20 protein-coding genes are annotated in these 23,136 nt (G+C 38.6%); 19 read left to right on the forward strand and 1 reads right to left on the reverse strand.

Annotated elements, in window-relative coordinates:
* The first annotated feature begins 407 nt into the window (after positions 1–407).
* The 10 genes from ABNX05_RS22765 to cysK all read left to right on the forward strand — a co-directional run bounded on the left by ABNX05_RS22765 (position 408) and on the right by cysK (position 12,656).
* Positions 408–2,798, forward strand: coding sequence for a SpoIIE family protein phosphatase (locus ABNX05_RS22765; protein WP_349661777.1), 2,391 nt, complete (start codon positions 408–410; stop codon positions 2,796–2,798).
* A 31-nt stretch (positions 2,799–2,829) separates the two neighbouring features.
* Positions 2,830–4,236, forward strand: a complete 1,407-nt coding sequence (tilS, locus tag ABNX05_RS22770; RefSeq protein ID WP_349661778.1) for a tRNA lysidine(34) synthetase TilS — start codon at positions 2,830–2,832, stop codon at positions 4,234–4,236.
* A gap of 63 nt (positions 4,237–4,299) precedes the next feature.
* The gene (hpt, locus tag ABNX05_RS22775) at positions 4,300–4,842 is read left to right on the forward strand and encodes a hypoxanthine phosphoribosyltransferase (protein ID WP_079563700.1); all 543 of its coding nucleotides are present in this window, start codon (positions 4,300–4,302) and stop codon (positions 4,840–4,842) included.
* Positions 4,843–5,276: 434 nt separating this feature from the next.
* On the forward strand, positions 5,277–7,301 hold the full coding sequence (gene ftsH, locus ABNX05_RS22780; RefSeq protein WP_349661779.1) for an ATP-dependent zinc metalloprotease FtsH: 2,025 nt from the start codon (positions 5,277–5,279) through the stop codon (positions 7,299–7,301).
* Between the two features lie 129 nt (positions 7,302–7,430).
* A complete protein-coding gene (locus ABNX05_RS22785; RefSeq protein WP_349661780.1) occupies positions 7,431–8,264 on the forward strand; it encodes an aldo/keto reductase in 834 nt (277 codons plus the stop codon).
* 247 nt (positions 8,265–8,511) lie between these two features.
* Positions 8,512–9,279: a type III pantothenate kinase gene (locus tag ABNX05_RS22790; RefSeq protein WP_349661781.1), complete on the forward strand. Its 768-nt coding sequence runs from the start codon at positions 8,512–8,514 to the stop codon at positions 9,277–9,279.
* Between the two features lie 21 nt (positions 9,280–9,300).
* Positions 9,301–10,182, forward strand: coding sequence for an Hsp33 family molecular chaperone HslO (gene hslO, locus ABNX05_RS22795; RefSeq protein WP_349661782.1), 882 nt, complete (start codon positions 9,301–9,303; stop codon positions 10,180–10,182).
* A complete protein-coding gene (locus ABNX05_RS22800; protein WP_349661783.1) occupies positions 10,166–11,137 on the forward strand; it encodes a peptidyl-prolyl cis-trans isomerase in 972 nt (323 codons plus the stop codon). The genes hslO and ABNX05_RS22800 overlap by 17 nt, the downstream gene beginning before the upstream one ends.
* A 45-nt stretch (positions 11,138–11,182) precedes the next feature.
* Complete coding sequence (locus ABNX05_RS22805; protein ID WP_349661784.1) at positions 11,183–11,374, forward strand: hypothetical protein; 192 nt, start codon at positions 11,183–11,185, stop codon at positions 11,372–11,374.
* Positions 11,375–11,726: 352 nt separating this feature from the next.
* A complete protein-coding gene (cysK, locus tag ABNX05_RS22810; RefSeq protein ID WP_079563706.1) occupies positions 11,727–12,656 on the forward strand; it encodes a cysteine synthase A in 930 nt (309 codons plus the stop codon).
* A 158-nt stretch (positions 12,657–12,814) separates the two neighbouring features.
* Here the strand turns inward: cysK and ABNX05_RS22815 are convergent, their stop codons facing one another.
* Entirely contained in the window at positions 12,815–13,663 is an 849-nt protein-coding gene (locus ABNX05_RS22815) for a copper amine oxidase N-terminal domain-containing protein (protein WP_349661785.1), read from the reverse strand.
* Between the two features lie 255 nt (positions 13,664–13,918).
* On the opposite strand from ABNX05_RS22815, the gene pabB reads away from it, so the two are divergent.
* The 9 genes from pabB (at position 13,919) to ABNX05_RS22860 (ending at position 22,236) form a co-directional block, all read left to right on the forward strand.
* The gene (gene pabB / locus ABNX05_RS22820; RefSeq protein WP_432760168.1) at positions 13,919–15,328 is read left to right on the forward strand and encodes an aminodeoxychorismate synthase, component I; all 1,410 of its coding nucleotides are present in this window, start codon (positions 13,919–13,921) and stop codon (positions 15,326–15,328) included.
* Positions 15,325–15,906: an aminodeoxychorismate/anthranilate synthase component II gene (pabA, locus tag ABNX05_RS22825; RefSeq protein ID WP_349661786.1), complete on the forward strand. Its 582-nt coding sequence runs from the start codon at positions 15,325–15,327 to the stop codon at positions 15,904–15,906. The genes pabB and pabA overlap by 4 nt, the downstream gene beginning before the upstream one ends.
* Complete coding sequence (pabC, locus tag ABNX05_RS22830) at positions 15,907–16,746, forward strand: aminodeoxychorismate lyase (protein WP_349661787.1); 840 nt, start codon at positions 15,907–15,909, stop codon at positions 16,744–16,746.
* Positions 16,747–16,759: 13 nt separating this feature from the next.
* Positions 16,760–17,614, forward strand: coding sequence for a dihydropteroate synthase (gene folP / locus ABNX05_RS22835; RefSeq protein WP_349661788.1), 855 nt, complete (start codon positions 16,760–16,762; stop codon positions 17,612–17,614).
* Positions 17,614–17,979 (forward strand): dihydroneopterin aldolase, encoded by a 366-nt coding sequence (folB, locus tag ABNX05_RS22840; RefSeq protein ID WP_079563711.1) that lies wholly within the window; start codon positions 17,614–17,616, stop codon positions 17,977–17,979. Before folP ends, folB begins: the two co-directional genes overlap by 1 nt.
* Complete coding sequence (gene folK / locus ABNX05_RS22845; protein ID WP_349661789.1) at positions 17,979–18,500, forward strand: 2-amino-4-hydroxy-6-hydroxymethyldihydropteridine diphosphokinase; 522 nt, start codon at positions 17,979–17,981, stop codon at positions 18,498–18,500. The genes folB and folK overlap by 1 nt, the downstream gene beginning before the upstream one ends.
* Before the next feature lie 82 nt (positions 18,501–18,582).
* Complete coding sequence (gene dusB, locus ABNX05_RS22850) at positions 18,583–19,623, forward strand: tRNA dihydrouridine synthase DusB (protein ID WP_349661790.1); 1,041 nt, start codon at positions 18,583–18,585, stop codon at positions 19,621–19,623.
* Between the two features lie 268 nt (positions 19,624–19,891).
* Entirely contained in the window at positions 19,892–21,394 is a 1,503-nt protein-coding gene (gene lysS / locus ABNX05_RS22855; protein ID WP_349661791.1) for a lysine--tRNA ligase, read from the forward strand.
* A gap of 569 nt (positions 21,395–21,963) precedes the next feature.
* Entirely contained in the window at positions 21,964–22,236 is a 273-nt protein-coding gene (locus ABNX05_RS22860; protein WP_349661792.1) for a hypothetical protein, read from the forward strand.
* The last annotated feature ends 900 nt before the right edge of the window (positions 22,237–23,136 follow it).

Here is a 23,136-nt window from a genome sequence, read left to right on the forward strand (position 1 = left end):
GTGGTTGGCCCTTTTTATGGGAAATTTATCAAACTTTTTGTTCTTGAGTAGAAAAGTATCATCGACACTGCTGACTATAGTAATTATGACGAATAATGGAACGTCAATCGGTGAAAAAGAAAGGGTGAGAGGGCATTAGCCCGCTTGTGGCATAGATTTTGTAAAGTATCGTATACAACGACAACGAGAAAAAATCACCTAAATTTTCTGTTATTTAAACCAACCTCATAGTAAGCGATGTTTCTAATCTTGTACAGCTTCTATTTTATGTAGAAATTGTTGCCATTTCTCGTATTTATGCATATGTATTCGTCGAAATGTTTATATTTTTTTCTGCCACCGTCAGACAATCTTTCCATACATAATTTTTTATAATAGCTCCAAAAGTGCAGAAAGGGGATAGTGAAATGACAAGTATCGAATGGTATAACACGGCAAATGTAGACGAACAAAAATTAGGAGTGAAAAAAAGGCAATTGTTAATAGGCTCTTTATTTTTTTTAACATCCTTCTTTTTAGCTCAGTCCGTTGTATTTGAAGCGGCCGTGCCTTTCTCGGTTCCTTTTTGGGCAATTATTCGAACGAAGTATAAGGAATACGCCAAGTATGTTTTGTTTGGTGGTCTGATAGGATGTTTTTTTCTTGGATTTGGACAAGTCTTTATTTTAGCATTGCAAATCGTTATGTATGAATGTATCATGCGCTTCCGTTATTGGCAGTTACCACAAAGTATAGCGGTCTCTTTGGCGGTACTGCTTGTGCAAATAATGTGGCAGGGAGTTATGCATCAAGGTTTACCACCGGTGCTTGTGCAATTTTATGTAGGTTGTGAAGCGGCTTTGGCTCTTATTATGACGTTGTTTATGCAAGTGTTGTTTGTGAATTCTTATGAATGGTTTACGAGCCATTGGACTTATGAGAAGTTGGGTTCTGGATTAGTTGTATTTGCTGCTATGCTTACAGGGATGCAAGCAGTTGTCATTAGCTATTTTTCACTCCCCATTTTTTTATTACAACTATTAATTTGCTTCGGTGCATTAGTGGGAAGTGTGCCATTAGCGACAGTTATCGGAGCAGTGCTCGGAACGCTTATTGGCATTGCAAAGCTTTCGTTTACGGGTATGCTTTCTGTGGCCACGTTAACTGGATTGTGTGCAGGGATGGGGGCCCGCGTTGGAAGATTTGGCGTAGCAATTGGCAGTATTTTGCCGAGTGTGTTTTTTTTATTTTACGATGCAACATTGCCGTTAGATAGCGTTTATTTTACATCGATTGCAATTGGGAGTATTGCTTTTCTATCCATTCCGAAAAAATATTCTGATAAGGTGCGGGACAAGCTGTTTCCGCAGCGTGAGGAGGTCTTACTCGCCCGTCAAAGTTGGTTAACGGAGCATGTTACGTTTAAATTAGAGCATTTTCAGCACTTTGTACAATTTATGAAGGAGCTTGTATTTGAACGCTTTATGACGGCCCCGATAGAAGAAGCGAAGGAAGTGTCGCCGATGAATACATGCCTAAGCTGTTTCCGCTATGATCACTGTTGGGGAGCGCAAAATAACGGAATGGACAAGCTAATGACAGACTGGTTTCATATGAAAGGCGTTGGAAAGGATTCTGGTATGCATCGTGTCGAAGAACAAATACGTTATAAATGTGTGAAATCAACAAAAATTTTCGAAGAATTGGAAACAGAGCTGTACAGAGAACGTATTAATGGTCAATATTTTCATGGTAAGAAAATGATTGCCCTTCAGTTACGTGATATGAGCAATCATCTTAATCAGTTAATAGCGGAGATGAAAGAAGAGACTATTTCATTCGCTAGTGTGGAAAAGGACATTACTCAACGGTTAAAGGATGCGCACATTGAATGTTTTCAACTAGATGTGTTAAGTAATAAGCCGGGAGCACGAAAAATTGTCTGCGCTTTAGCACCAGCACGCGTCGATTGGGAGGAAGATACAACGTTAGCTGAACGGATGATATTGCCGATTTTATATGATATTTTTGAAGAACCATTTGAAATTGAAAAGGTAGTAGCAAGTGATATACCATTTCGCCATATTCAAGTAAGCTTTAGATCAGCTATTAGCTTTGAAGTAGAGTATGATATATATAGCATGTCTAAAGATGCGACGTTATATTCCGGTGATTCCCATGCATTATTTCAATTACATCCAGGACTATTTGCAATTTTATTGTCAGATGGTATGGGGCAGAGTAAAGAAGCACAGCATGAGAGTAGAAAGTTAATACATTTAATGCGAGAATGTTTAAATTACAACATGAACCCAGAGACTGCGATGCACACGTTGCATTATGTCATGTCCTTAAAGCAGCAAAATGATATGTATGCAACGCTTGATTTTGCACTTGTCGATTTACAACACGGTGATTTATGGTCGTGGAAGGCTGGGGGAATGTCTACGTATATTTTACGTGGGAAAGAGGTGCTGAAGGTTGAAAGCAATGCAGCTCCTGTAGGGTTTTTATCCATTTCAGCAGTAGAGGCGGAAAAAAGAAAGCTTAAGGCGGGCGATGTTATTTTGATGCACTCTGATGGATTGTTTTCAAGTGTTGATGATTGGGACGAGCAGGAAGAGACATTTTTAGCGTATGCTCAGCAGGTAGCAAGCACTACTAAAACTATACAGGAAAAATTAACGACGATTATGGAATCTTTCCAGTCTTACTATGACATTGAAGACGATTGTACTGTATTGATGCTAGAGGTTACACATGTTGTCCCTACGTGGGCCGTGTTTAGACCAGTTCAGCATTCTATGAGCAATTCATGATAATAGAGAACGAAAAGGGGAGGAGAAGCGTTTGTCACTCGAATTAAAGGTCAAAAAAACTATTGAAAAAGAGCAATTATTACAGCAAGACGACCATCTTCTCATCGCCGTTTCAGGTGGAGTGGATTCAATGGCTTTACTCCATTATTTTGTAAAAACAAAAGATCAATGGGGGATTACGGTAGAAGCCGTACATGTTGATCATATGCTAAGAGGTGAAGCATCGGCTGAGGACAGAGCTTTTGTCCAAAAATATTGTGATGAGTATGGTATATACTTATATGCAAAGGCTATTCCAATACCAGAGATTATGGCTTTAGAAAATGGCAATACACAGCTTATTTGCCGTAGAGAACGTTATCAATATTTTAAAGAGATCATGGAAAAAACGAATGCTAGCAAGCTTGTAACTGCACATCATGCGGACGACCAACTGGAGTCAGTATTAATGGCCCTGACAAAAAATGCAACGATCAATGGTATGCAAGGTATACGTTCACAACGTATTTTTGAAGGAAAAACATTAATTCGTCCGTTTTTAACGGTTACAAAGTCCGAAATAAGGGAATATTTACTTAAGCAGGGGTTAGATCATCGTGAAGACGCTAGCAATTATAAGGACACCTATGTACGAAATCGTTTTAGACATCATGTGGTGCCATTGTTGGAGGCAGAAAATCCTCGAGTAACAGAGCAGGTAACCCATTTTACTAAACAATTGCAAGAAGACGATGCCTATTTAATGAATTTAGCGGAGGATGTATTTTCTAGAATAGTAAAAAGAATTGACGAAAATACATATAGCATGGAAATTAAGGCTCATCAATTGGAACCACTTGCTTTACAAAGGAGGCTCATTTTAATACTATTAAACTATCTTTACAAAGATTCAAATACGATACAAAGTTATGCTTTATTGACTTCTATTACAAAGCTTTTTGATACGACAGCGGGGTATGCTGAAGTTCACTTGCCAGAAAATTTTATAGCAGTTCGCCGTTATGGAAAATTTACGATTCAGAAGAAAGAGACAATAGAAGGTCAAGCTTCTCCTGAGAAAAAGATTATTTCGACTGCTAATGGGTGGACAACACTGACGAATGGTGAACGTTTATGCGTAGTCGAGTTGCCTGATTTATCGTCTATAATGCTGACGGATACTGCACAACTTTTTTATTTTAACGCTAGCAAACTCAAACTTCCACTCTATGTTAGAGCGCGTAAGGAAGGGGATAGAATGCTGTTAAAAGGAATGGATCGGCCAAAACGCTTATCTCGCCTTTTTATAGATGAAAAGATTCCTTTGAATGAGCGGAATAGCTGGCCGTTACTGATTTCTCAATCTGAAGAGGTCGTAGCGGTAATTGGTGTGCGAATGGGAATGTTGTTTTCAACCTCTCCGCAACCAAACGATGATACAGTGCTCATCGTAGACTAAGGTCTTTGTAAAATTTCACCGCACATGGTTGAACATTTTTTATACACACGAGGAGGAATCAAAATGTTACAAAATGACATCGAAAAAGTTATGATTACAGAAGAACAATTGCAAGAAAGAATCGCTGAATTAGGAGCACAATTGACAGAGGAATATAAAGATTCATTCCCGTTAGCTGTTGGTGTTTTAAAAGGGGCTATGCCTTTTATGACAGACTTAATGAAACGTTTCGATTCTTTCATTGAGCTAGATTTTATGGATGTTTCTAGCTATGGTAATGCAACTGTTTCATCTGGGGAAGTAAAGATTCTAAAGGATTTAAATACAAGCGTCGAGGGACGTGACGTAGTAATTATCGAGGATATCATTGATAGCGGCTTAACGTTGAGCTATTTAGTCGACTTATTTAAATACCGCAAAGCAAAATCCATCAAAATCGTTACATTGTTAGATAAACCATCAGGTCGTAAAGTAAACTTAGCTGCTGATTATGTTGGTTTTGAAGTGCCAGACGGCTTTGTTGTAGGGTATGGTTTAGACTACGCAGAAAAATACCGTAATTTACCGTATATCGGCATTTTAAAGCCGGAAGTTTATTCTTTCTAAAATTAAAAAGTTAACAAAAGAACACCAGCTATGAAAGGTAAGAGCCTCCAGCGAAGGTCATAGATTTTTAGTTTTTTTACTTCCTTCAGCAGTGTTTACGTAGCGAAAGTGAAACGTCAGCTACAAGGTTTTATCTGTGCGACAACAGTAGACAGCACGCGACTGAGTAACCAACACCACGTTGACCTAAAGCTGATTCTGGACGCAATTATGCCGAGGCATAATTGATCGTAAATCTAAAAATCTAGGCACATTGTACTGAATGAAGTATCGGATACAAACGCTGGAACATAGTAAATAAATGCATAAATATGTTTTGATTTCGACAAAAATCGCACGAAACTTTTTTTATGTAGGGCTTTTCGTTGTATGATGAAATCATGATATGTTAAGATTTTACTTATAATTTTTCTGTTGTAATGAGGAGGCTGGAGATGAATCGAATATTTCGATATACCATATTCTATTTACTGATTTTCTTAGTGATTATCGGTATTTTTGGTACTTTCAATGGTGGAACTTCACCAACGAAAGAGTTAACTTATCATGAGTTTATAGAAGCTCTAGATAAGAAAGAAATAACAAGTGCTACAATTCAACCTGATAAATCAGTATACATCGTTGAAGGTACATTGAAGGGATATGAAAAAGGAGAAAGCTTTACTGCAAACCTCCCTACCAATAACCAATCATTAATGGACCGCATCGATGTGGCTGCTAAGGATAAGAATAGTAATATTACATTTTTAACAGCGCCAGAAACAAGTGGATGGATTCAATTCTTTACAGGAATTATTCCTTTCATCATTATCATTTTCTTATTCTTCTTCCTAATGAGTCAATCTCAAGGTGGCGGAAATAAAGTGATGAGCTTTGGTAAAAGTAAAGCCAAACTTTATGACGATCAGAAGAAAAAAGTTCGTTTTACAGATGTAGCGGGTGCTGATGAAGAGAAAGCAGAGCTTGTTGAAGTTGTTGATTTCTTAAAAGATCACCGTAAATTCACTGAGATTGGTGCTCGTATTCCAAAGGGTATCTTACTTGTAGGTCCTCCTGGTACAGGTAAAACATTACTTGCACGAGCAGTAGCAGGTGAAGCAGGCGTACCATTCTTCTCGATTTCAGGTTCTGACTTCGTAGAAATGTTCGTCGGTGTTGGTGCATCACGTGTGCGTGACTTGTTTGAAAATGCAAAGAAAAATGCACCTTGTATCATCTTTATCGATGAGATTGATGCAGTAGGTCGTCAACGTGGCGCAGGTCTAGGTGGTGGCCATGACGAGCGTGAACAAACATTGAACCAATTGTTAGTTGAAATGGATGGTTTCGGGGCAAACGAAGGTATTATTATTATCGCTGCAACAAACCGCCCAGATATTTTAGATAAAGCCTTATTACGTCCTGGTCGATTTGACCGTCAAATTACAGTAGGACACCCTGATGTAAAAGGTCGTGAAGCAATCCTAAAAGTACATGCGCGCAACAAACCTTTATCAGAGTCAGTGGACTTAGCAGCTGTTGCACAACGTACACCAGGTTTCTCGGGTGCCGACTTAGAGAACTTGTTAAATGAAGCTGCACTTGTAGCGGCTCGTAAAAGCAAACGTACAATCAATATGGCAGATATCGATGAGGCATCTGACCGAGTAATCGCAGGTCCAGCAAAAGCTAGCCGTGTATACTCAGCGAAAGAGAAGAAACTTGTAGCGTTCCATGAAGCCGGCCACGTAGTTGTTGGTTTAGAGCTAGATGAAGCAGATACAGTACACAAAGTAACGATCGTCCCTCGTGGCCAAGCTGGAGGTTACGCGATTATGTTACCGAAGGAAGAACGTTTCTTCACAACAAAACAAGAACTATTAGACCGTATTGCTGGACTTCTTGGTGGTCGTGTGGCAGAGGAAATCGTCCTTGGCGAAGTATCTACTGGGGCACATAACGACTTCCAAAAGGTAACAAGTATTGCACGTGCCATGGTCACTGAATATGGTATGAGTGAAAATCTTGGTGCAATGCAGTTTGGTTCAAGTCAGGGTGGGAATGTATTCCTTGGTCGTGACTTTAATTCAGATCAAAACTATTCTGATTCAATCGCTTATGAAATTGATAAGGAAATGCAAAAAATTATCGATTCGCAATATGAGCGTACTAAACGAATCTTAACTGAAAAACGTGGTTTACTTGATTTAATTGCTAACACGTTGATGGAAAAAGAAACATTGAACGCGCAAGAAATCGAGCATTTACGTGATCACGGTGTCTTACCGGAACCAGAGGTAGAACCGGTTGTAGAAAAAGCTCCTAAAGCTGAAGCTCAACCAGTATTAGATGTAGTTGGTGAACCAGTTGTTAAGAAAGAATTGCTTAACAATGAACCAAATCCAACAACAGCTGATTTACCTAAAGAGGACATAGGGCCGAATGATACACCAAAAGGTATCGATGAAAAGCGTGATTAATATGGGAAAGACTGTTTACGATTTTAGTAAGCAGTCTTTTTCTTTGCCTTTTTTCTGTATTAGGTATTACGATAATTTTATATAGGTTCTTAAATATTTTAGAGCCAAAATAGATAGGAGTGTTGACGCATGGGAAACGTAACATTGAATAATGGTTTAGAAATGCCGTTAATCGGCTATGGTGTTTTTCGAGTACCTGAAGGAGATGACTTGGCTGTAGCGGTAAAAACAGCTATTGCAAAAGGTTACCGCAGCATTGATACAGCCCAAGTATATCGCAATGAAGAAAGTGTAGGGCGAGGAATTCGTGCAGCGATTGATGAGGGTTTAGTAACACGTGAAGAACTATTCGTAACATCGAAGGTTTGGAACGATGGACTCTCCTATGAAGAAACACTTGCAGCTTATGATAGTAGTTTAGAAAAATTAGGATTAGATTATTTAGATTTATATTTAGTTCACTGGCCGGGAATAGATACAAATTATGTTGATGTGTATAAGGCGCTTGAAAAAGTTTATCAGGATGGACGTGTACGCTCAATTGGTGTTAGTAATTTCCATGTTCATCATTTAGAACATTTATTAAAGGAAACATCAGTTGTTCCTGTTATTAATCAAATTGAATTTCACCCGCACTTAACTCAAGAGGAAGTACGTGCATTTTGTAAGGAGAAAGGAATACAGGCAGAAGCTTGGTCACCACTAATGAATGGTTCTCTATTGGAAGAATCATTGATTCAGCAGCTAGCTTCTAAATATGGCAAAACACCTGCACAAATTGTGTTACGCTATGATGTTCAGCATGGTGTAGTCACTATTCCAAAAACAATGACTCCTGCACGAATGACAGAAAATTTAACGGTCTTTGACTTTGCATTAACGGAGGAAGAAATGGCTCAGTTAGATGCACTAAATGATGGATTACGTTGCGGACCAGACCCAGAAAAATTTAATTTTAAATAATTTGAAAGGAGCTACCTAAGATGAGGGTGGCTCCTTTTGGGAGTAAGAATGAATGCTATTTCGTAGGAATAAAAGTGTGGTATCATTTTCTAAAGTGTTTTAACTTCTTTCCGATTCCGGACGCAATTATACCGAGGCATAACTGATTTTGATTTTTTTGTGCATGAATATGCATTGTTTTAGTTGTATCAATTGCATAGTGACAGGTACAATTACGATGAGGGGCAATAAATAGGAGGCATCAACGATGATTTTAGTTTTAGATGCAGGAAATTCGAATATCGTATTAGGTGTCTATGGTGACAACGATCAATTGGCCTTCCATTGGCGTATGGTGACAGACCTACATAAAACAGAAGATGAATACGCAATGCAAGTATTATCTTTCTTTAATCATGCAGGCATTTCATTTGAACAAGTTAAAGGCATTATTATATCCTCTGTTGTACCACCAATCATGTTTTCGTTAGAAGCGATGTGTCAAAAGTATTTTCGAAAAAAACCGCTCGTCGTAGGACCAGGTGTGAAAACAGGATTGAATATTAAATATGAAAACCCTCGTGAAGTTGGCTCGGACCGTATAGTGAACGCTATTGCGGCTCTTGATGATTATAAAGCACCATTGGTTGTTGTTGATTTTGGTACTGCCACGACGTATTGTTACTTAAACGAAAAGGGCGATTATATGGGCGGTGCTATCGCTCCAGGTATTTCGATTTCAACGGAGGCGCTTTATACACAGGCAGCTAGATTGCCACGTATTGAAATATTGCGCTCTGCACATATTGTTGGAAAGACAACTGTATCTGCTATGCAGGCCGGAATTTTTTACGGCTTTGTTGGGCAAGTTGAGGGAATTGTTAATCGCATGAAAGCACAAAGTAAGGAAGAACCTTTAGTAATTGCTACTGGAGGATTAGCAAATTTAATTGCTGGGGAGACGCAAGCTATTGATGTAGTCGACCCGTTTTTAACATTAAAAGGCTTATATAAGCTATATAAACGCAATCAATAAGAAATGAGGGACATTTCATTTATGAAAGACTATTTAGTACGCGGTTTAGGATTCAACGGGCAGGTTCGTGTTTTTGCGGCTTGTACAACAGCAACAGTAGGAGAAGCGCAACGACGTCATAATACATGGCCTATTGTTTCAGCAGCCCTTGGTCGTTCTATGACTGCTGCGGTGATGATGGGTGCCATGTTAAAAGGCGAGGAAAAAATCACTGTTAAAATTGAGGGGAACGGTCCAATCGGTCCAATGGTAATAGACAGTAACGCGCACGGTGAAGTACGCGGCTTTGTGACAAATCCTCATGTTCATTTTGATTTAAATGAGCACGGTAAGCTTGATGTTCGAGCAGGTGTAGGAACAGAGGGTGCATTAACGGTCGTAAAAGATCTGGGCTTGAGAGATATGTTCTCTGGACAAACGCCAATTGTATCAGGTGAAATTGCTGAGGACTTTACTTATTATTTTGCTACATCAGAGCAGGTGCCTTCATCAGTTGGTTTAGGGGTTTTAGTAAATCCTGATAACACAATTCTTGCAGCTGGTGGTTTTATCCTTCAATTAATGCCGGGCTGTGAAGAAGAGACAATCAATGAAATTGAGCAGCATCTAGCTACTATAGAGCCGGTTTCAAAAATGATTGAAAAAGGTTTTACACCTGAGCAAATTTTAGAGGCTGTATTAGGAGAAGGCCATCTACAAATTTTAGACTCCATGCCTGTAGAATTTAAATGTCAATGTTCAAAAGAGCGATTTGGTGCAGCGATTTTAGGGTTAGGGACACAGGAAATTCGAGAAATGATTGAAGAGGATGGCGCAGCTGAAGCACAATGTCACTTCTGTTTAGAAACATACCGTTTCTCAAAAGAAGAGTTAGAAGGATTTATTGATGAGCTCAACGCGTAATCGAAGACCTTTATCCGCTGGAACACCTAACCAAACGCCCTTACTGCAACGCCGCCTTAAGACAAAACCGGCTTTAACAGTTATTTCAATCTTGCTATTAGGAAATATTATATGGTTTATTACTTGGTTAATCCCTAATAAAGACCAGGAAATTGGTAGCGACGAGCAAGTCGCTGCCGTTGACGGGGAAGTTATTACACGTCAAGAGTGGATGATTGCCATGGAAGAACGCTATGGTAAAGAGACGCTCCAAAATTTAGTAAACGAATCTGTGATGGAAAAGGCAGCTAAAAAATTTAAAATTCAAGTGACTGATAAGGAGATTGATTTAGAGTTAGCTTTAATGCGATCTGCTCAAGATAAATTTGACACTGCCATGCAAAACCTTTCATCAGAGCAACTACGACAAAAAATTCGTTCACAGCTTATTTTGGATAAAGTGTTGACGAAAGATGTGGTTATAAAAAAAGGTAGTATTGAGAAATATTACGAGGAAAATCAGGCGCTATATAATACAAAAACAAACTATCGTACGAATTTTATAGAGGTGGATTCAAAAAAAGCTGCTGAGGAAGCATTAAGTGAAATAAAAAATGCCTCTGATTTTTCAGTGCTGGCACGTGAAATATCCCTAGACAGTGCATCGGCTAGCTTAGGTGGAGATGTCGGTTTCCTTACAGAAAACCAAGAAAATATCGATCCGGCTATTTTAAAAGCAGTGGAAGCTTTAAAAGCAGGTGAGATTAGTAAAGCGTTTAAGCTTGCTAATGGTCATTATGGAATTGTACGAGTACAAGAGATATTAGAAGGTCAATCCTTTACATATGATGATGTGAAAGAACATATAGAACGTGAGCTTGCCTTAGAGCAGTTGTCACAATCTGTTACACCAGAAGCATTTTGGTCTGAATTTAATGCAACTTGGTATTACGGTGAAGCGAAAAAAGGTAAATAACAGATTGCTCTGAAATGAGTAGTGATTATTTCTTGGCATAATTCCATGACATACGTCGGTGGCTTTAGGCAGATGCTTTTTGCGCGAAAGCGACAGCAACAAGGTTTTAACTGTGCGAAAGCGAAGCGACAGCAACAAGGTTTTAACTGTGCGAAAGCGAAGCGACAGCAACAACAACAACAACAACAGTACCGATGTTGGTCACTCGGTTGTTGCCACAGGACGTGGCGTTCTTAGGCTGAGTTCCTCTATTTCGGCTCACCTCGCTTTCGGTACAAAAACATCTGTACCTGACGCTACGCTTTCGGTACAAAAAACATCTGCTGAAAGAAGTTAAAGAATCTGCGAGATATCTGCGGGAAAAGTGAGCCAGGGAGACCCCTGCAGACGTTTAGCGTCACAGAGTAACGCCACCCGAGGATATTGAGCAGATTTTTATTTCTCTTTATTCGCAAATGTCGGTTGGATCGGATGTAATAAATATTCTGAAAATATAAGTTATATTTATTGACAATCGAATGGAAAAATTGATAAAATCAAAAATAAGTAAAACCTATAAAATTAGTAGGGATTAGGAGTGGATTAATAAATGAGTAGATTAGCAAATTCGGTAGCTGAATTAGTTGGTAAAACGCCAATTGTTAAATTAAATCATGCAACAGGTGAAAATGAAGGTACTGTTTATGTAAAATTAGAATACTTTAACCCGGGCAGCTCAGTAAAAGACCGTTTAGCTTTAGCGATGATTGAGGCGGCTGAGAAAGATGGTACATTAAAGCCAGGTGGTACAATTATTGAGCCTACTTCTGGAAATACAGGTATTGGTCTTGCAATGATTGCTGCAGCTAAAGGCTATAAAGCGATTTTAGTAATGCCAGAAACAATGAGCTTAGAGCGTCGTAACTTATTGCGTGCTTATGGTGCAGAACTAGTATTAACACCTGGACCAGCAGGTATGAAAGGTGCAATTTCTAAGGCAGAGGAGTTGTCTGCTGAGCATGGCTACTTCTTACCACAACAATTCACGAATCCAGCTAATGCTGTTGTTCACCGTTTAACAACAGGTCCAGAAATTGTAGAAGCGTTTGAAGGTTTAACATTAGATGCATTTGTTGCTGGTGTTGGTACAGGAGGTACAATTACTGGTGCTGGTGCTGTGCTAAAAGAGAAATACCCAAATATTGAAATTATTGCTGTTGAACCAAAAGATTCACCGGTACTTTCTGGCGGTCAACCGGGGCCTCATAAAATTCAAGGTATCGGAGCTGGTTTCGTACCTGAAGTATTAGATACAGATGTATACTCTACTGTATTCCCAGTTGAAAATGAGATTGCTTTTGATGTAGCCCGTAAAGTAGCGCGTGAAGAAGGCATTTTATGTGGTATTTCATCAGGAGCAGCTATTCATGTTGCGATTGAAGCAGCGAAACGTTTAGGTAAGGGTTCAAATGTTCTTGCGATCGTACCTTCAAATGGGGAACGTTATTTATCAACACCTTTATATCAATTTGAAGACTAATCCAATTATTTGTACGTAAGGGCTCCTTTAACGAGGAGCCTTTTTTTATTATCAATAATGCCTCGGCGTAATTGATAATAAAAAAACTGCCCGTAAATGTTAGAAGTATAACTAACATCTATGGAGCAGTTCAAAAAATATGATTAGAATAGACTTCACTAAACAACTGTATTACTTAAGATTTTTACGAAGCCATTGTTAGTGGCCGTATTTATTAATTGATCAATAGATTCACGTGCTTTATCAGTGAATAAATACCATTTATCCGCAGTGACATCATGAATTAATACTTTAGGGTATCCTTTCAATTCTTCTTCCGGGAAGGGTCCATTTAAAGAATAAAGGTCAAACTGTTGAACACTTTTATTTTCATGACTCATAAAATTATATTGTCCATCCTTATAATAGGAACCTGGAACGTCTAGATTAATTTGCCATGAATAGTCAGCAGGGGCATCGACAACTTTTCCTTTATTTTCATTGAAAACTTTATATAAGGCTTTATTATAGGTGTTCCCTTGGATCTGCTGTACGACCCCACCCATTGTCATATGGTATTCATATTGAGTAGCTTTTACTTTTACATTGTTTATAACCAATGGCTCGGTATTCACTGTTACTGTGGAATTTTGATAATTGACTTGACAACCAAAGGTCTCTGCAATAAATCGAATAGGAACAAATAGTCTATTGTTCTTTAAATATGGTTTGACATCAAGTAACTCTGTTTTACCGTTTTTTATAACAGTATTGCTATTCGGCTGTAACGTTATCTGCATTTTGTTATTCGTTAGTGTTACTTTTGAGTCTTTCCAATTTACTGTTGCTCCCAAATTTTCGCTGATAACACGCAAAGGTACCATTGTTCGATTATTCTTAGTCTCTGGTGCCGCATCTGTAGTAACGACAACACCATCAATCTTAATAATACTATGTGCTGCATATGCAGGTAGAGAAATCAGCATGAGTATCATCGCGAGGAAAACCCCTGAAAATATCTTTTTCATGATAAAACAGCTCCTTTTTATAAGATAAATATACACAATTTGTAAAATTTTCTGTTTGCTATTAGTGTAGCAAATGCTCTTCGTTTAACCAAATTATAAAGTAGAAATATATATTCAAAAGCCATTTGTTGCTTTCGCTACAAGAAGACATGTGAAAGAAGGTAATTTTTACGTGACACTTGAAAAATATTCGCTTCAAAGCAATATTCAAGTTAAGATGGAATCACATCATATGACTTAAAGGGGAATAGCAACTTGAAGACAATACTTACGAAAACAATATCGATGGATGCAGACTCGTTTTTTTATAGTTATAAGAAGCAAACAGAAGCACAACAAGCGCATATTTTTTTAGAAAGTGGACGCGGAGGAAATTTTACGATAGCTGCTTGGAATCCGTTAGCTACAGCACAATCGGTTGAGAATGGTTTACTTATAAAGTGGAGAAATGGTGAGACTGAAAATTTAAACGGTGAGCCTCTTGATTTATTAGAGAAATTAGTGGAGAAATATCACGTTTCTTATAATGCTGAGCTTCCTGTTTTTCAAGGTGGAGCTATTGGGTTTGTAGCATACGATTACGCTCGTAAAATTGAAGTGTTTCCTAATACTGCTATAGATGATTTACATGTACCAGATATCTATTTTTATATGTTTGATTGCTGGGCGGTACACGATGTGAAGACAAATAAAGTAACGCTTATGAAGCTAGCAGACTGTAATGTAAATTTGGAGGAATGGGCTAATGCGTGGCAAGGGGCAGCGCAAGAAGGATTGCTTACTCGTAAATTTGAAAAAGCAAGTGCTGTAGAAATCGTAAATGATGAAAGTGAACTGTTAGTATCATTTGCTGGAACGGATTTTGAGGAAGCGGTGCGTAAGATCCAAACATACATAGCGCAAGGCGATGTATTTCAAGTGAATTTATCAGTACGTCAATCTAAAAAGTTAAACGCAACTGCAATGGATGTATATGAAGCGTTACGTGCATTTAATCCTTCGCCGTACATGGCGTATATAGAAGCACCGGATTTTGCTGTCGTTTCTGGTTCACCTGAGCTTTTGGTGAAGCGTCACGGTAACGAATTGTCTACTCGACCGATTGCTGGTACACGACCAAGAGGGAAATCCGAGGCGGAGGATTTAGCATTAGCGCAGGAATTAATTGATAACGACAAAGAACGTGCTGAACATGTAATGCTTGTTGATTTAGAGCGCAATGATTTAGGAAGAGTATCTACGTATGGGACGGTTGAAGTGGATGAGTTCATGGTGATTGAACGCTATTCACACGTGATGCACATTGTTTCTAATGTACGAGGAGAAATAGCTGAAGGGAAAACCAATGCAGACGTTATCCGTGCCATGTTCCCAGGAGGAACGATAACAGGCGCACCGAAAATTCGTACGATGGAGATTATTGAGGAATTAGAACCTGTAAGAAGAGGATTATACACGGGTTCGATTGGCTGGCTAGGCTACACAGGTGATATGGAATTTAATATTGTCATTCGTACAGCGTTTGTTAAAGATGGGGTAGCACATATTCAAGCGGGAGCGGGCATTGTTATTGATTCTGTTCCGGAAAGAGAATACCAAGAATCTTTAAATAAAGCGAGGGCGATGTGGCAGGCTAAGGCAATGGCAGAGGAGCGAGCAAAATGATTTTAATGATTGATAACTACGATTCTTTTACGTATAACCTTGTACAGTATTTTGGGGAGTTTGGTCATGAACTAGTAGTAAAAAGAAATGATGTATTGACGGTGAAAGATATTGAGCAGCTTGCACCAGATATGATTGTCATTTCTCCTGGGCCATGCAGTCCGAATGAAGCGGGTGAAAGCCTGAACATTATTAAGTATTTCGCGGGAAATATTCCGCTTTTAGGCGTTTGTCTTGGCCATCAAGCCATTGCTCAAGTGTTTGGAGGAAATGTTATACGGGCTGAGCGTTTGATGCATGGTAAAACATCACCTGTGCACCATGCTGAAATAGGTTTGCACAAGGGGATGCCAAATCCATTTGAAGCTACTCGTTACCATTCTTTAATTGTAGAGAAGGAAACATTACCTGAATGTTTTGAAGTAACGGCATGGACAGAAGAAGGCGAAATTATGGGCATTCGTCATAAGGATTATCCAATTGAGGGAGTGCAATACCATCCTGAATCGATTATGACAGAACAAGGTAAAAAGCTTCTACGCCAGTTTATAGATTTATATGTTGAGGGAGCGAAGTAAATGCTGTGCTGGATGAATGGAGACTACGTAGAGGCGCAGGATTTGCGCATTTCACCATTTGATCATGGATTCTTATACGGGTTAGGCTTTTTTGAAACGTTTCGAACGTATAAAGGAAAGGTGTTTTGCTGGGAAGCACATATGGAAAGGTTGCAAACGGCGCTTTCTCAATATCGTATTCATATGTCCTATACAGAAGCGGATTTACTTAAGGTTGTTCAGCAATTAAATGAGCAGGCCAAAGGACAGGATGGTTATTTCCGAATAAACGTCTCAGCTGGAGAGCATAGTATCGGTTTACAGCCTACTGAATATAGACAACCGAATGTCATTGTTTTTCGCAAAGAATTACATGCTACACCTCGAGGCATGGAAAAAAACGCACAATGGCTTGTAACACCTCGTAACACTCCTGAAAAAGGGCTTCGAGTGAAGTCGCACCATTATGGTAATAACGTTCTTGGGCGTTTTGAGATGCCATCTCTAGCGCAACAAGAGGGCTTCTTTTTAACGGAAGAAGGCTTTGTTGCTGAAGGTGTAACATCAAATATTTTTTGGGTGAAAGATGATATACTATATACGCCTTCCTTAGAGACTGGTATTTTACCTGGAATTATCCGAGCGTGGGTAATTGAGCGAGCACAATCTTTGGGCATTAAGGTGGAAGAAGGTTTCTTTACTAGTGAGGATGTAGAGAAAAGCTCGGAGTGCTTTATTACTAACTCTATACAAGAACTTGTTCCAATTCTTAAATTAGAGAGTAAGCTATTATTAGGCAATAAAGGGCCTGTTTATTCGCGTTTACATGAAGCATTTGCCAATGAAGTGGAACAAGAATAGAAGGAGAGTTTACATGCTAGAAAACTATACAACAACATTAACTATTAACGGTATCACGTTAGACTATACAGCAGAAACTTTTGTGATGGGTATTTTAAATGTCACACCGGATTCATTTTCAGACGGAGGAAAGTTTAATAATGTTGAAGCAGCTGTTGGACAAGCAAAAAAAATGGTAGCTGATGGTGCTAAAATTATTGATGTTGGCGGAGAATCAACACGACCAGGTTATGAACGTATCTCCGATGAAGATGAAATTGCACGCATTGTGCCAGTTATTCAAGCGTTAGTAGCTGAGGTGCCGGCGATTATCTCGGTGGATACGTATAAAGCGAACGTAGCTCGAGCAGCTATTGAAGCTGGTGCGCATATTATTAACGATATTTGGGGAGCGAAAGCTGAACCTGAGATCGCTCAAGTGGCTGCAGATTTAAATGTACCAATTATTTTAATGCATAATCGAGAAAATACTGATTATGGTACTGATTTCTGGATGACGGCTAAGAGCGACTTAGAAAAGAGTATTGCTATTGCCCGAAATGCAGGTGTACCAGATAATCATATTATTTTAGATCCAGGTATAGGTTTTGCGAAAACTACTGCTCAGAATATTGAAATGATGCAGCATTTAGATGAATTGGTAGCAATGGGTTATCCTGTTTTGCTAGCGACTTCACGTAAATCAATGATTGGTAATGTCTTAAAGCTGCCTGTTGAGGAGCGTATAGAAGGTACAGGTGCAACGGTTGTTTACGGGATTGAAAAGGGCTGTCATATGATTCGTGTGCATGATGTAAAGGAAATGGCACGAGCGACACATATGGCTGATATTTTAGTAGGTAAGCGTATCTACAAGGAGGAAGCGTAATGGACTATATTCATTTAAAGGATATGCAGTTTTACGGTTATCACGGTGTTTTAGCGGCGGAAACAACACTTGGCCAGCGCTTCCGTGCCAATGTTTCACTTGCTGTAGATATGACAAAGGCTGGAGAGACTGATGACTTGGACTATACGGTAAACTATGCAGAGGTTTATGCATTATGCCGTGATATCGTAGAAGGAGAGCCTTTCAAGCTTATTGAAGCACTTGTTTCAAAAATAGCAAACAGTATTTTAGAGACTTACTCAGAAAAGGTTAAGGGTGTACGCGTGGAGCTTATTAAACCGGACCCACCGATACATGGTTATTATAAAGAGGTGTCAGTAGAGGTAACGAGAGGTGATTACTAATGAATGATGTGTATTTATCGATCGGTACAAATATGGGCGAGCGATATGAAAACCTGCAACACGCTGTAAAACTTTTAGAGGGTAAAGATGAAATTGAAGTTGTACAAACTTCTTCAGTTTATGAAACAGCAGCGGTAGGCTACACTGACCAAGCAGACTTTTTAAATATTGCTGTTCATATTAAAACGAGTCATTCATCTTCCGAAATGCTGAAAATTTGCCAATGGGTTGAAGGTGAACTAGGGCGGGTTCGTGAATTTCGATGGGGCCCACGAATCATTGACCTTGACATTTTGCTCTACAATCACGAAAATATTGAAACTGAAAGCTTAATTGTGCCACATCCAAGAATGTATGAGCGAGCTTTCGTACTAGTACCACTCATAGAAATTACGCCTGCGCCAGTTGGAGAACAGCTGAGAAGGGCACACGATATAATGCAACAGATGGATAGTGAAGAGGAAGGCGTAACTTTATGGCAAGCATCAGCGAAATTAAAAATGATGCAGTCCGTTAATTAGGTTTCTAATCTTTAAATTAAAGCCTCCTGCGGTTGCTTTTATATAGAAATAGGTGAAAACCTATAGAAGGGGGAAAACAACATTGAGTCAGACAACTGAGAAGCCGTTTCAAATTGGAAATATTGTCATGGACAACCGTGTCGTATTAGCACCAATGGCTGGAATTTGTAACTCTGCATTCCGTTTAACTGTTAAGGAGTTCGGGGCAGGGCTAGTTTATGCAGAAATGATTAGTGATAAAGGGATTGTCCAGAAGAACGAAAAAACACTTGGCATGCTTTATATCGATGAGCGTGAAAATCCACTTTCATTGCAAATTTTCGGTGGTGATAAAGCAACACTAGTGGAAGCAGCTAAGTATGTAGATGAAAACACAACTGCCGATATTATCGATATTAATATGGGCTGCCCGGTTAATAAAATTATTAAATGTGAAGCGGGCGCTCGTTTACTTTTAGATCCGAATAAATTATATGAAATGGTAGCGGCTGTTGTCGATGCAGTAAAAAAACCTGTCAGCGTAAAAATGCGTATTGGTTGGGATGACGAGCATATTTTTGCTGTTGAGAACGCACAAGCTGCTGAACGTGCTGGTGCTTCAGCAATAGCTGTTCACGGACGTACACGTGTACAAATGTACGAAGGAAAAGCAAACTGGGATATCATTCGACAAGTGAAGGAAAATGTTAAAGTTCCTGTGCTTGGTAATGGTGATGTAGAAACTCCTCAAGATGCAAAACGTATGCTTGACACTACTGGGGTAGATGCAGTAATGATTGGACGCGCTGCTTTAGGTAATCCGTGGATGATTTATCGTACAGTTCAATACCTTGAAACTGGTGAGCTAAAGGAAGAGCCAAGTGTACGTGAAAAAATTGATGTGTGTTTGCTACACTTTGAACGCCTTATGCAATTAAAAGGAGAAAGTGTGGCAGTACGTGAGATGCGTAAACATGCTTCATGGTATTTAAAAGGTATTCGCGGTAATGGTATAGCTCGTAAAGCGATTAACCAAACAGAAACTGCGGTAGAGCTTCGTGCATTATTAAATGGACTTGTACAAGACTATGAAGAGCTTGAATCTACATTAATAGTTCCAGAAGCAAAAGAATTAATTCTATAACTTCTTTCAGCGGGTGTCCAAACACCTGGATGAAATAGAGGAACTCAGCGAAAGCGAAGCGGGCAATTATGCTGAGGCATAATTGATTTCATTAAAAAGGCGTCTCATTGTTTTTGAGACGTCTGTTTTTCTGCCAATATCAATTTTTAGAATTATTAATCATTTTTTCTCTTATGGAAATTAAAGCGAAACAGATGATTACAGCAATAAAATTGTGTACAATAGAAATATTATGGATATAAACGCAACGCGGACAATTTAATAAGGAGTGAATCAAGTGTCAAACATAGAAGAATTAAATGATCAGCTTTTGGTGAGACGCCAAAAAATGACGGCTATTCGAGAAAATGGTCAAGATCCATTTGGTAGTCGTTTTGAACGTACGCATTTATCACCAGAAGTACATGAACAATTTGCAGATCAAACAAAAGAGCAGCTAGAGGAAAACCTACAAGAGGTAATTATTGCGGGTCGTATTATGACGAAACGCGGTAAAGGAAAAGCTGGCTTTGCACATATTCAAGATTTAGGTGGCCAAATTCAAATTTACGTTCGCCAAGATCATGTTGGCGAAGAAGCATATGAATTATTTAAACAAGCTGACCTAGGTGATATCGTAGGTATTCGTGGTAATGTATTCCGAACACAAGTGGGAGAGCTTTCTGTAAAGGCTGAAGAGTTTACATTCTTATCAAAAGCGCTACGCCCTATGCCGGAAAAATTCCACGGTTTACAAGATGTTGAACAACGTTACCGTCAACGTTATTTAGATTTAATGACGAATGAGGAAAGTAAAACAACATTTATTACGCGTTCTAAAATTATCCGTGCTATTCGCAATTATTTAGATAATGCAGGATATTTAGAAGTAGAAACACCAATGCTTCATACAATTGCTGGTGGTGCAGCAGCTCGTCCATTTATTACACACCACAATGCACTTGATATGGAATTATATATGCGTATTGCAATCGAACTGCATTTGAAACGCCTAATTGTTGGGGGACTAGAAAAAGTGTATGAAATTGGTCGTGTTTTCCGAAATGAAGGAATCTCAACACGCCACAACCCTGAATTTACAATGATAGAGCTGTATGAAGCTTATGCGGACTACAAAGATATTATGTCTCTAACAGAAAACCTTATTGCTCATGTAGCGCAAGAAGTTCTTGGGACAACTACAGTTCAATACGGTGAAGATGAAATTAATCTAGCTGTAGGTTGGAAACGAGTTCATATGGTAGATGCAGTAAAAGAAGCTACAGGTGTAGACTTCTGGCAGCCTATGACTAAGGAACAAGCTCAAGCACTTGCTAAAGAACATGGAGTAGAAGTTAAAGAAACACATGAGGTAGGGCATATTATTAACGAGTTCTTCGAACAAAAGATTGAGGAAACTCTAGTTCAACCTACATTTGTTTATGGTCATCCAGTAGAAATCTCACCTCTAGCTAAGAAAAATCCAGAGGACGAGCGTTTTACAGACCGTTTCGAACTATTCATCGTTCGTCGTGAGCATGCAAATGCCTTTACAGAACTAAATGACCCTATTGACCAACGTGAGCGCTTTGAAGCTCAATTAGTTGAAAAAGCAGCCGGTAATGATGAAGCGCATGAAATGGACAATGATTTCATTGAAGCATTAGAATACGGTATGCCTCCAACAGGTGGATTGGGCATTGGTATCGACCGTTTAATCATGCTTCTTACAAATTCACCATCAATTCGTGACGTATTATTATTCCCTACAATGCGTCATACTACTAAATAGTTGTTTTAACTTAATTGATAGAGGATATAGCACGACTACTACTCAGCATAAAAAAGCGGTAATCGAACTAGAAAAGAACAGCTTTGTTATGAGGTAATCGTGAAAAAAGCAGGAGTCGAGGTGTAGGAGAAGCACTAAGACTCCTGTTTTGTGTTTTCTGTGATGAAATCGACTTAGTTAATGTTTGAAAAGTTTAACCTTTTTTAGCGGAAGTCTCCCACCTCTATAGGTGTTGAGATGAATGCAGAGGGTGTGCAAACATCCGCTGAAATGGAGGAACTCAGTCTAAGGGCGCCACGTCCTGTGGCAACGACTGAGTGAACAACATCGGTGCTGTTGCTGTCGGCACATATAAAACACGTTGCTGCCGCTACGTTAGCATTACGCTTTCGTGCAAAATACATCTGTTGGCCTAAAGCCTCAAGACGCAATTATGCCGAGACATAATTGATAAAAAGAATTAAGTAGAGTATTTAAATGATGAATGAATATAAGGTATACTTTTAGAGTTCTGTAATTTGCAGATAAAATAGAAATAGACATTATAGAAGTATTATTGGAGGCTTATAATGAATTATAAAATTTTTAACAAACTAGTATTTGAACAGGCGCAAGTACGCTCAGTTTCGGATGTTCTGTTTACTGAGGAAGAGCTTGAAAATGGCATGAAATTAGCGGTTTCTAAGTTGGAACCGACTCTAGCTTTATATTTAGTGGATATAAACGGTCAGAAGAAGTTCGATGTCCGTTGGGATGATTCCTCTGAAGTTTTCAGTGGCTGGTATTCGGCGTGGGATAATTTCTCTTGGTGCCTAGATGTAGTTGAGAAACAAAATAACTAATTTGAATTAGTAGATTCTTTATATTTTAGTTTTAAAAACACACTTTCAATTTTGAATTCCGCATTTGAAAAGCGAACATAATATATTCTTCTTTCTTTTTTGTTATTATGTGCGGAACAATAAAGTTAAAAAGTAATAAACATGAATAAGTAGGAGTCGGAGTGTAGGAGAACACTTTGACTCCTTTTTTCTATTGCTTATTTGTTAGAGTAATGTGTAAGAGAGGCGATGACGCATTTTATTGTGTAGATCTTAGATGATTTTTTAAGAAAAGCTTGAGAAAGCATCCTTTTCAAATGGTTATTCTTTGATAGAAGTAAGACTCTTCTTATTTGGTTTGTTGAGATTTTTAAGAAAGAGATGTATAGTAAAACAAATAAAGTGATAGATAGAAGGTTATAAGAGTTATTTAGTTCTCGGAAAAACGCAAAATAACTCACTAATTCGCTATTTATAAAAAAAGAGTATTTATAGTAAAAAAACACTTGCGGTTGTAGTAGAATCATGATAAATTATTACTTGTCGTTAAGACGACGCAAGAAACAAAATGAGTTCGAAAAAAACATCAAAAAAAGATGTTGACATCGAAAACTAAGAATAGTATTATATAAGAGTTGCTGCTTTTGAAACGAAGTGAAAAAAACTTCTAAAAAAGAGTTGACAACGAAAAACGAAAAATGTTATACTATAAAAGTTGTTGAAACAAAACAACAACAAAATGAACCTTGAAAACTGAACAAGCAAAACGTAATCAATAAAGTTTTTAGTAGCTAACCTTGAGTTGGTGAACGAAACAAAATTTTGGACATCAAACATGATGCCGGCAAAACAATTTGAGCTAATCAAATTTCTTTTATGGAGAGTTTGATCCTGGCTCAGGACGAACGCTGGCGGCGTGCC

The organism is Lysinibacillus zambalensis (assembly GCF_040183165.1).
Classification (GTDB): Bacteria; Bacillota; Bacilli; order Bacillales_A; family Planococcaceae; genus Lysinibacillus; species Lysinibacillus zambalensis.

Bases quoted from the DNA above. Each gene is read 5' to 3' on its own strand.
- ABNX05_RS22765 (WP_349661777.1), top strand. From the start codon at position 408: ATGACAAGTATCGAATGGTATAACACGGCAAATGTAGACGAACAAAAA.
- hpt (WP_079563700.1), top strand. From the start codon at position 4,300: ATGTTACAAAATGACATCGAAAAAGTTATGATTACAGAAGAACAATTG.
- ftsH (WP_349661779.1), top strand. From the start codon at position 5,277: ATGAATCGAATATTTCGATATACCATATTCTATTTACTGATTTTCTTA.
- ABNX05_RS22785 (WP_349661780.1), top strand. From the start codon at position 7,431: ATGGGAAACGTAACATTGAATAATGGTTTAGAAATGCCGTTAATCGGC.
- ABNX05_RS22790 (WP_349661781.1), top strand. From the start codon at position 8,512: ATGATTTTAGTTTTAGATGCAGGAAATTCGAATATCGTATTAGGTGTC.
- hslO (WP_349661782.1), top strand. From the start codon at position 9,301: ATGAAAGACTATTTAGTACGCGGTTTAGGATTCAACGGGCAGGTTCGT.
- ABNX05_RS22800 (WP_349661783.1), top strand. From the start codon at position 10,166: ATGAGCTCAACGCGTAATCGAAGACCTTTATCCGCTGGAACACCTAAC.
- ABNX05_RS22805 (WP_349661784.1), top strand. From the start codon at position 11,183: ATGACATACGTCGGTGGCTTTAGGCAGATGCTTTTTGCGCGAAAGCGA.
- cysK (WP_079563706.1), top strand. From the start codon at position 11,727: ATGAGTAGATTAGCAAATTCGGTAGCTGAATTAGTTGGTAAAACGCCA.
- ABNX05_RS22815 (WP_349661785.1), bottom strand. From the start codon at position 13,663: ATGAAAAAGATATTTTCAGGGGTTTTCCTCGCGATGATACTCATGCTG.
- pabA (WP_349661786.1), top strand. From the start codon at position 15,325: ATGATTTTAATGATTGATAACTACGATTCTTTTACGTATAACCTTGTA.
- pabC (WP_349661787.1), top strand. From the start codon at position 15,907: ATGCTGTGCTGGATGAATGGAGACTACGTAGAGGCGCAGGATTTGCGC.
- folP (WP_349661788.1), top strand. From the start codon at position 16,760: ATGCTAGAAAACTATACAACAACATTAACTATTAACGGTATCACGTTA.
- folB (WP_079563711.1), top strand. From the start codon at position 17,614: ATGGACTATATTCATTTAAAGGATATGCAGTTTTACGGTTATCACGGT.
- folK (WP_349661789.1), top strand. From the start codon at position 17,979: ATGAATGATGTGTATTTATCGATCGGTACAAATATGGGCGAGCGATAT.
- ABNX05_RS22860 (WP_349661792.1), top strand. From the start codon at position 21,964: ATGAATTATAAAATTTTTAACAAACTAGTATTTGAACAGGCGCAAGTA.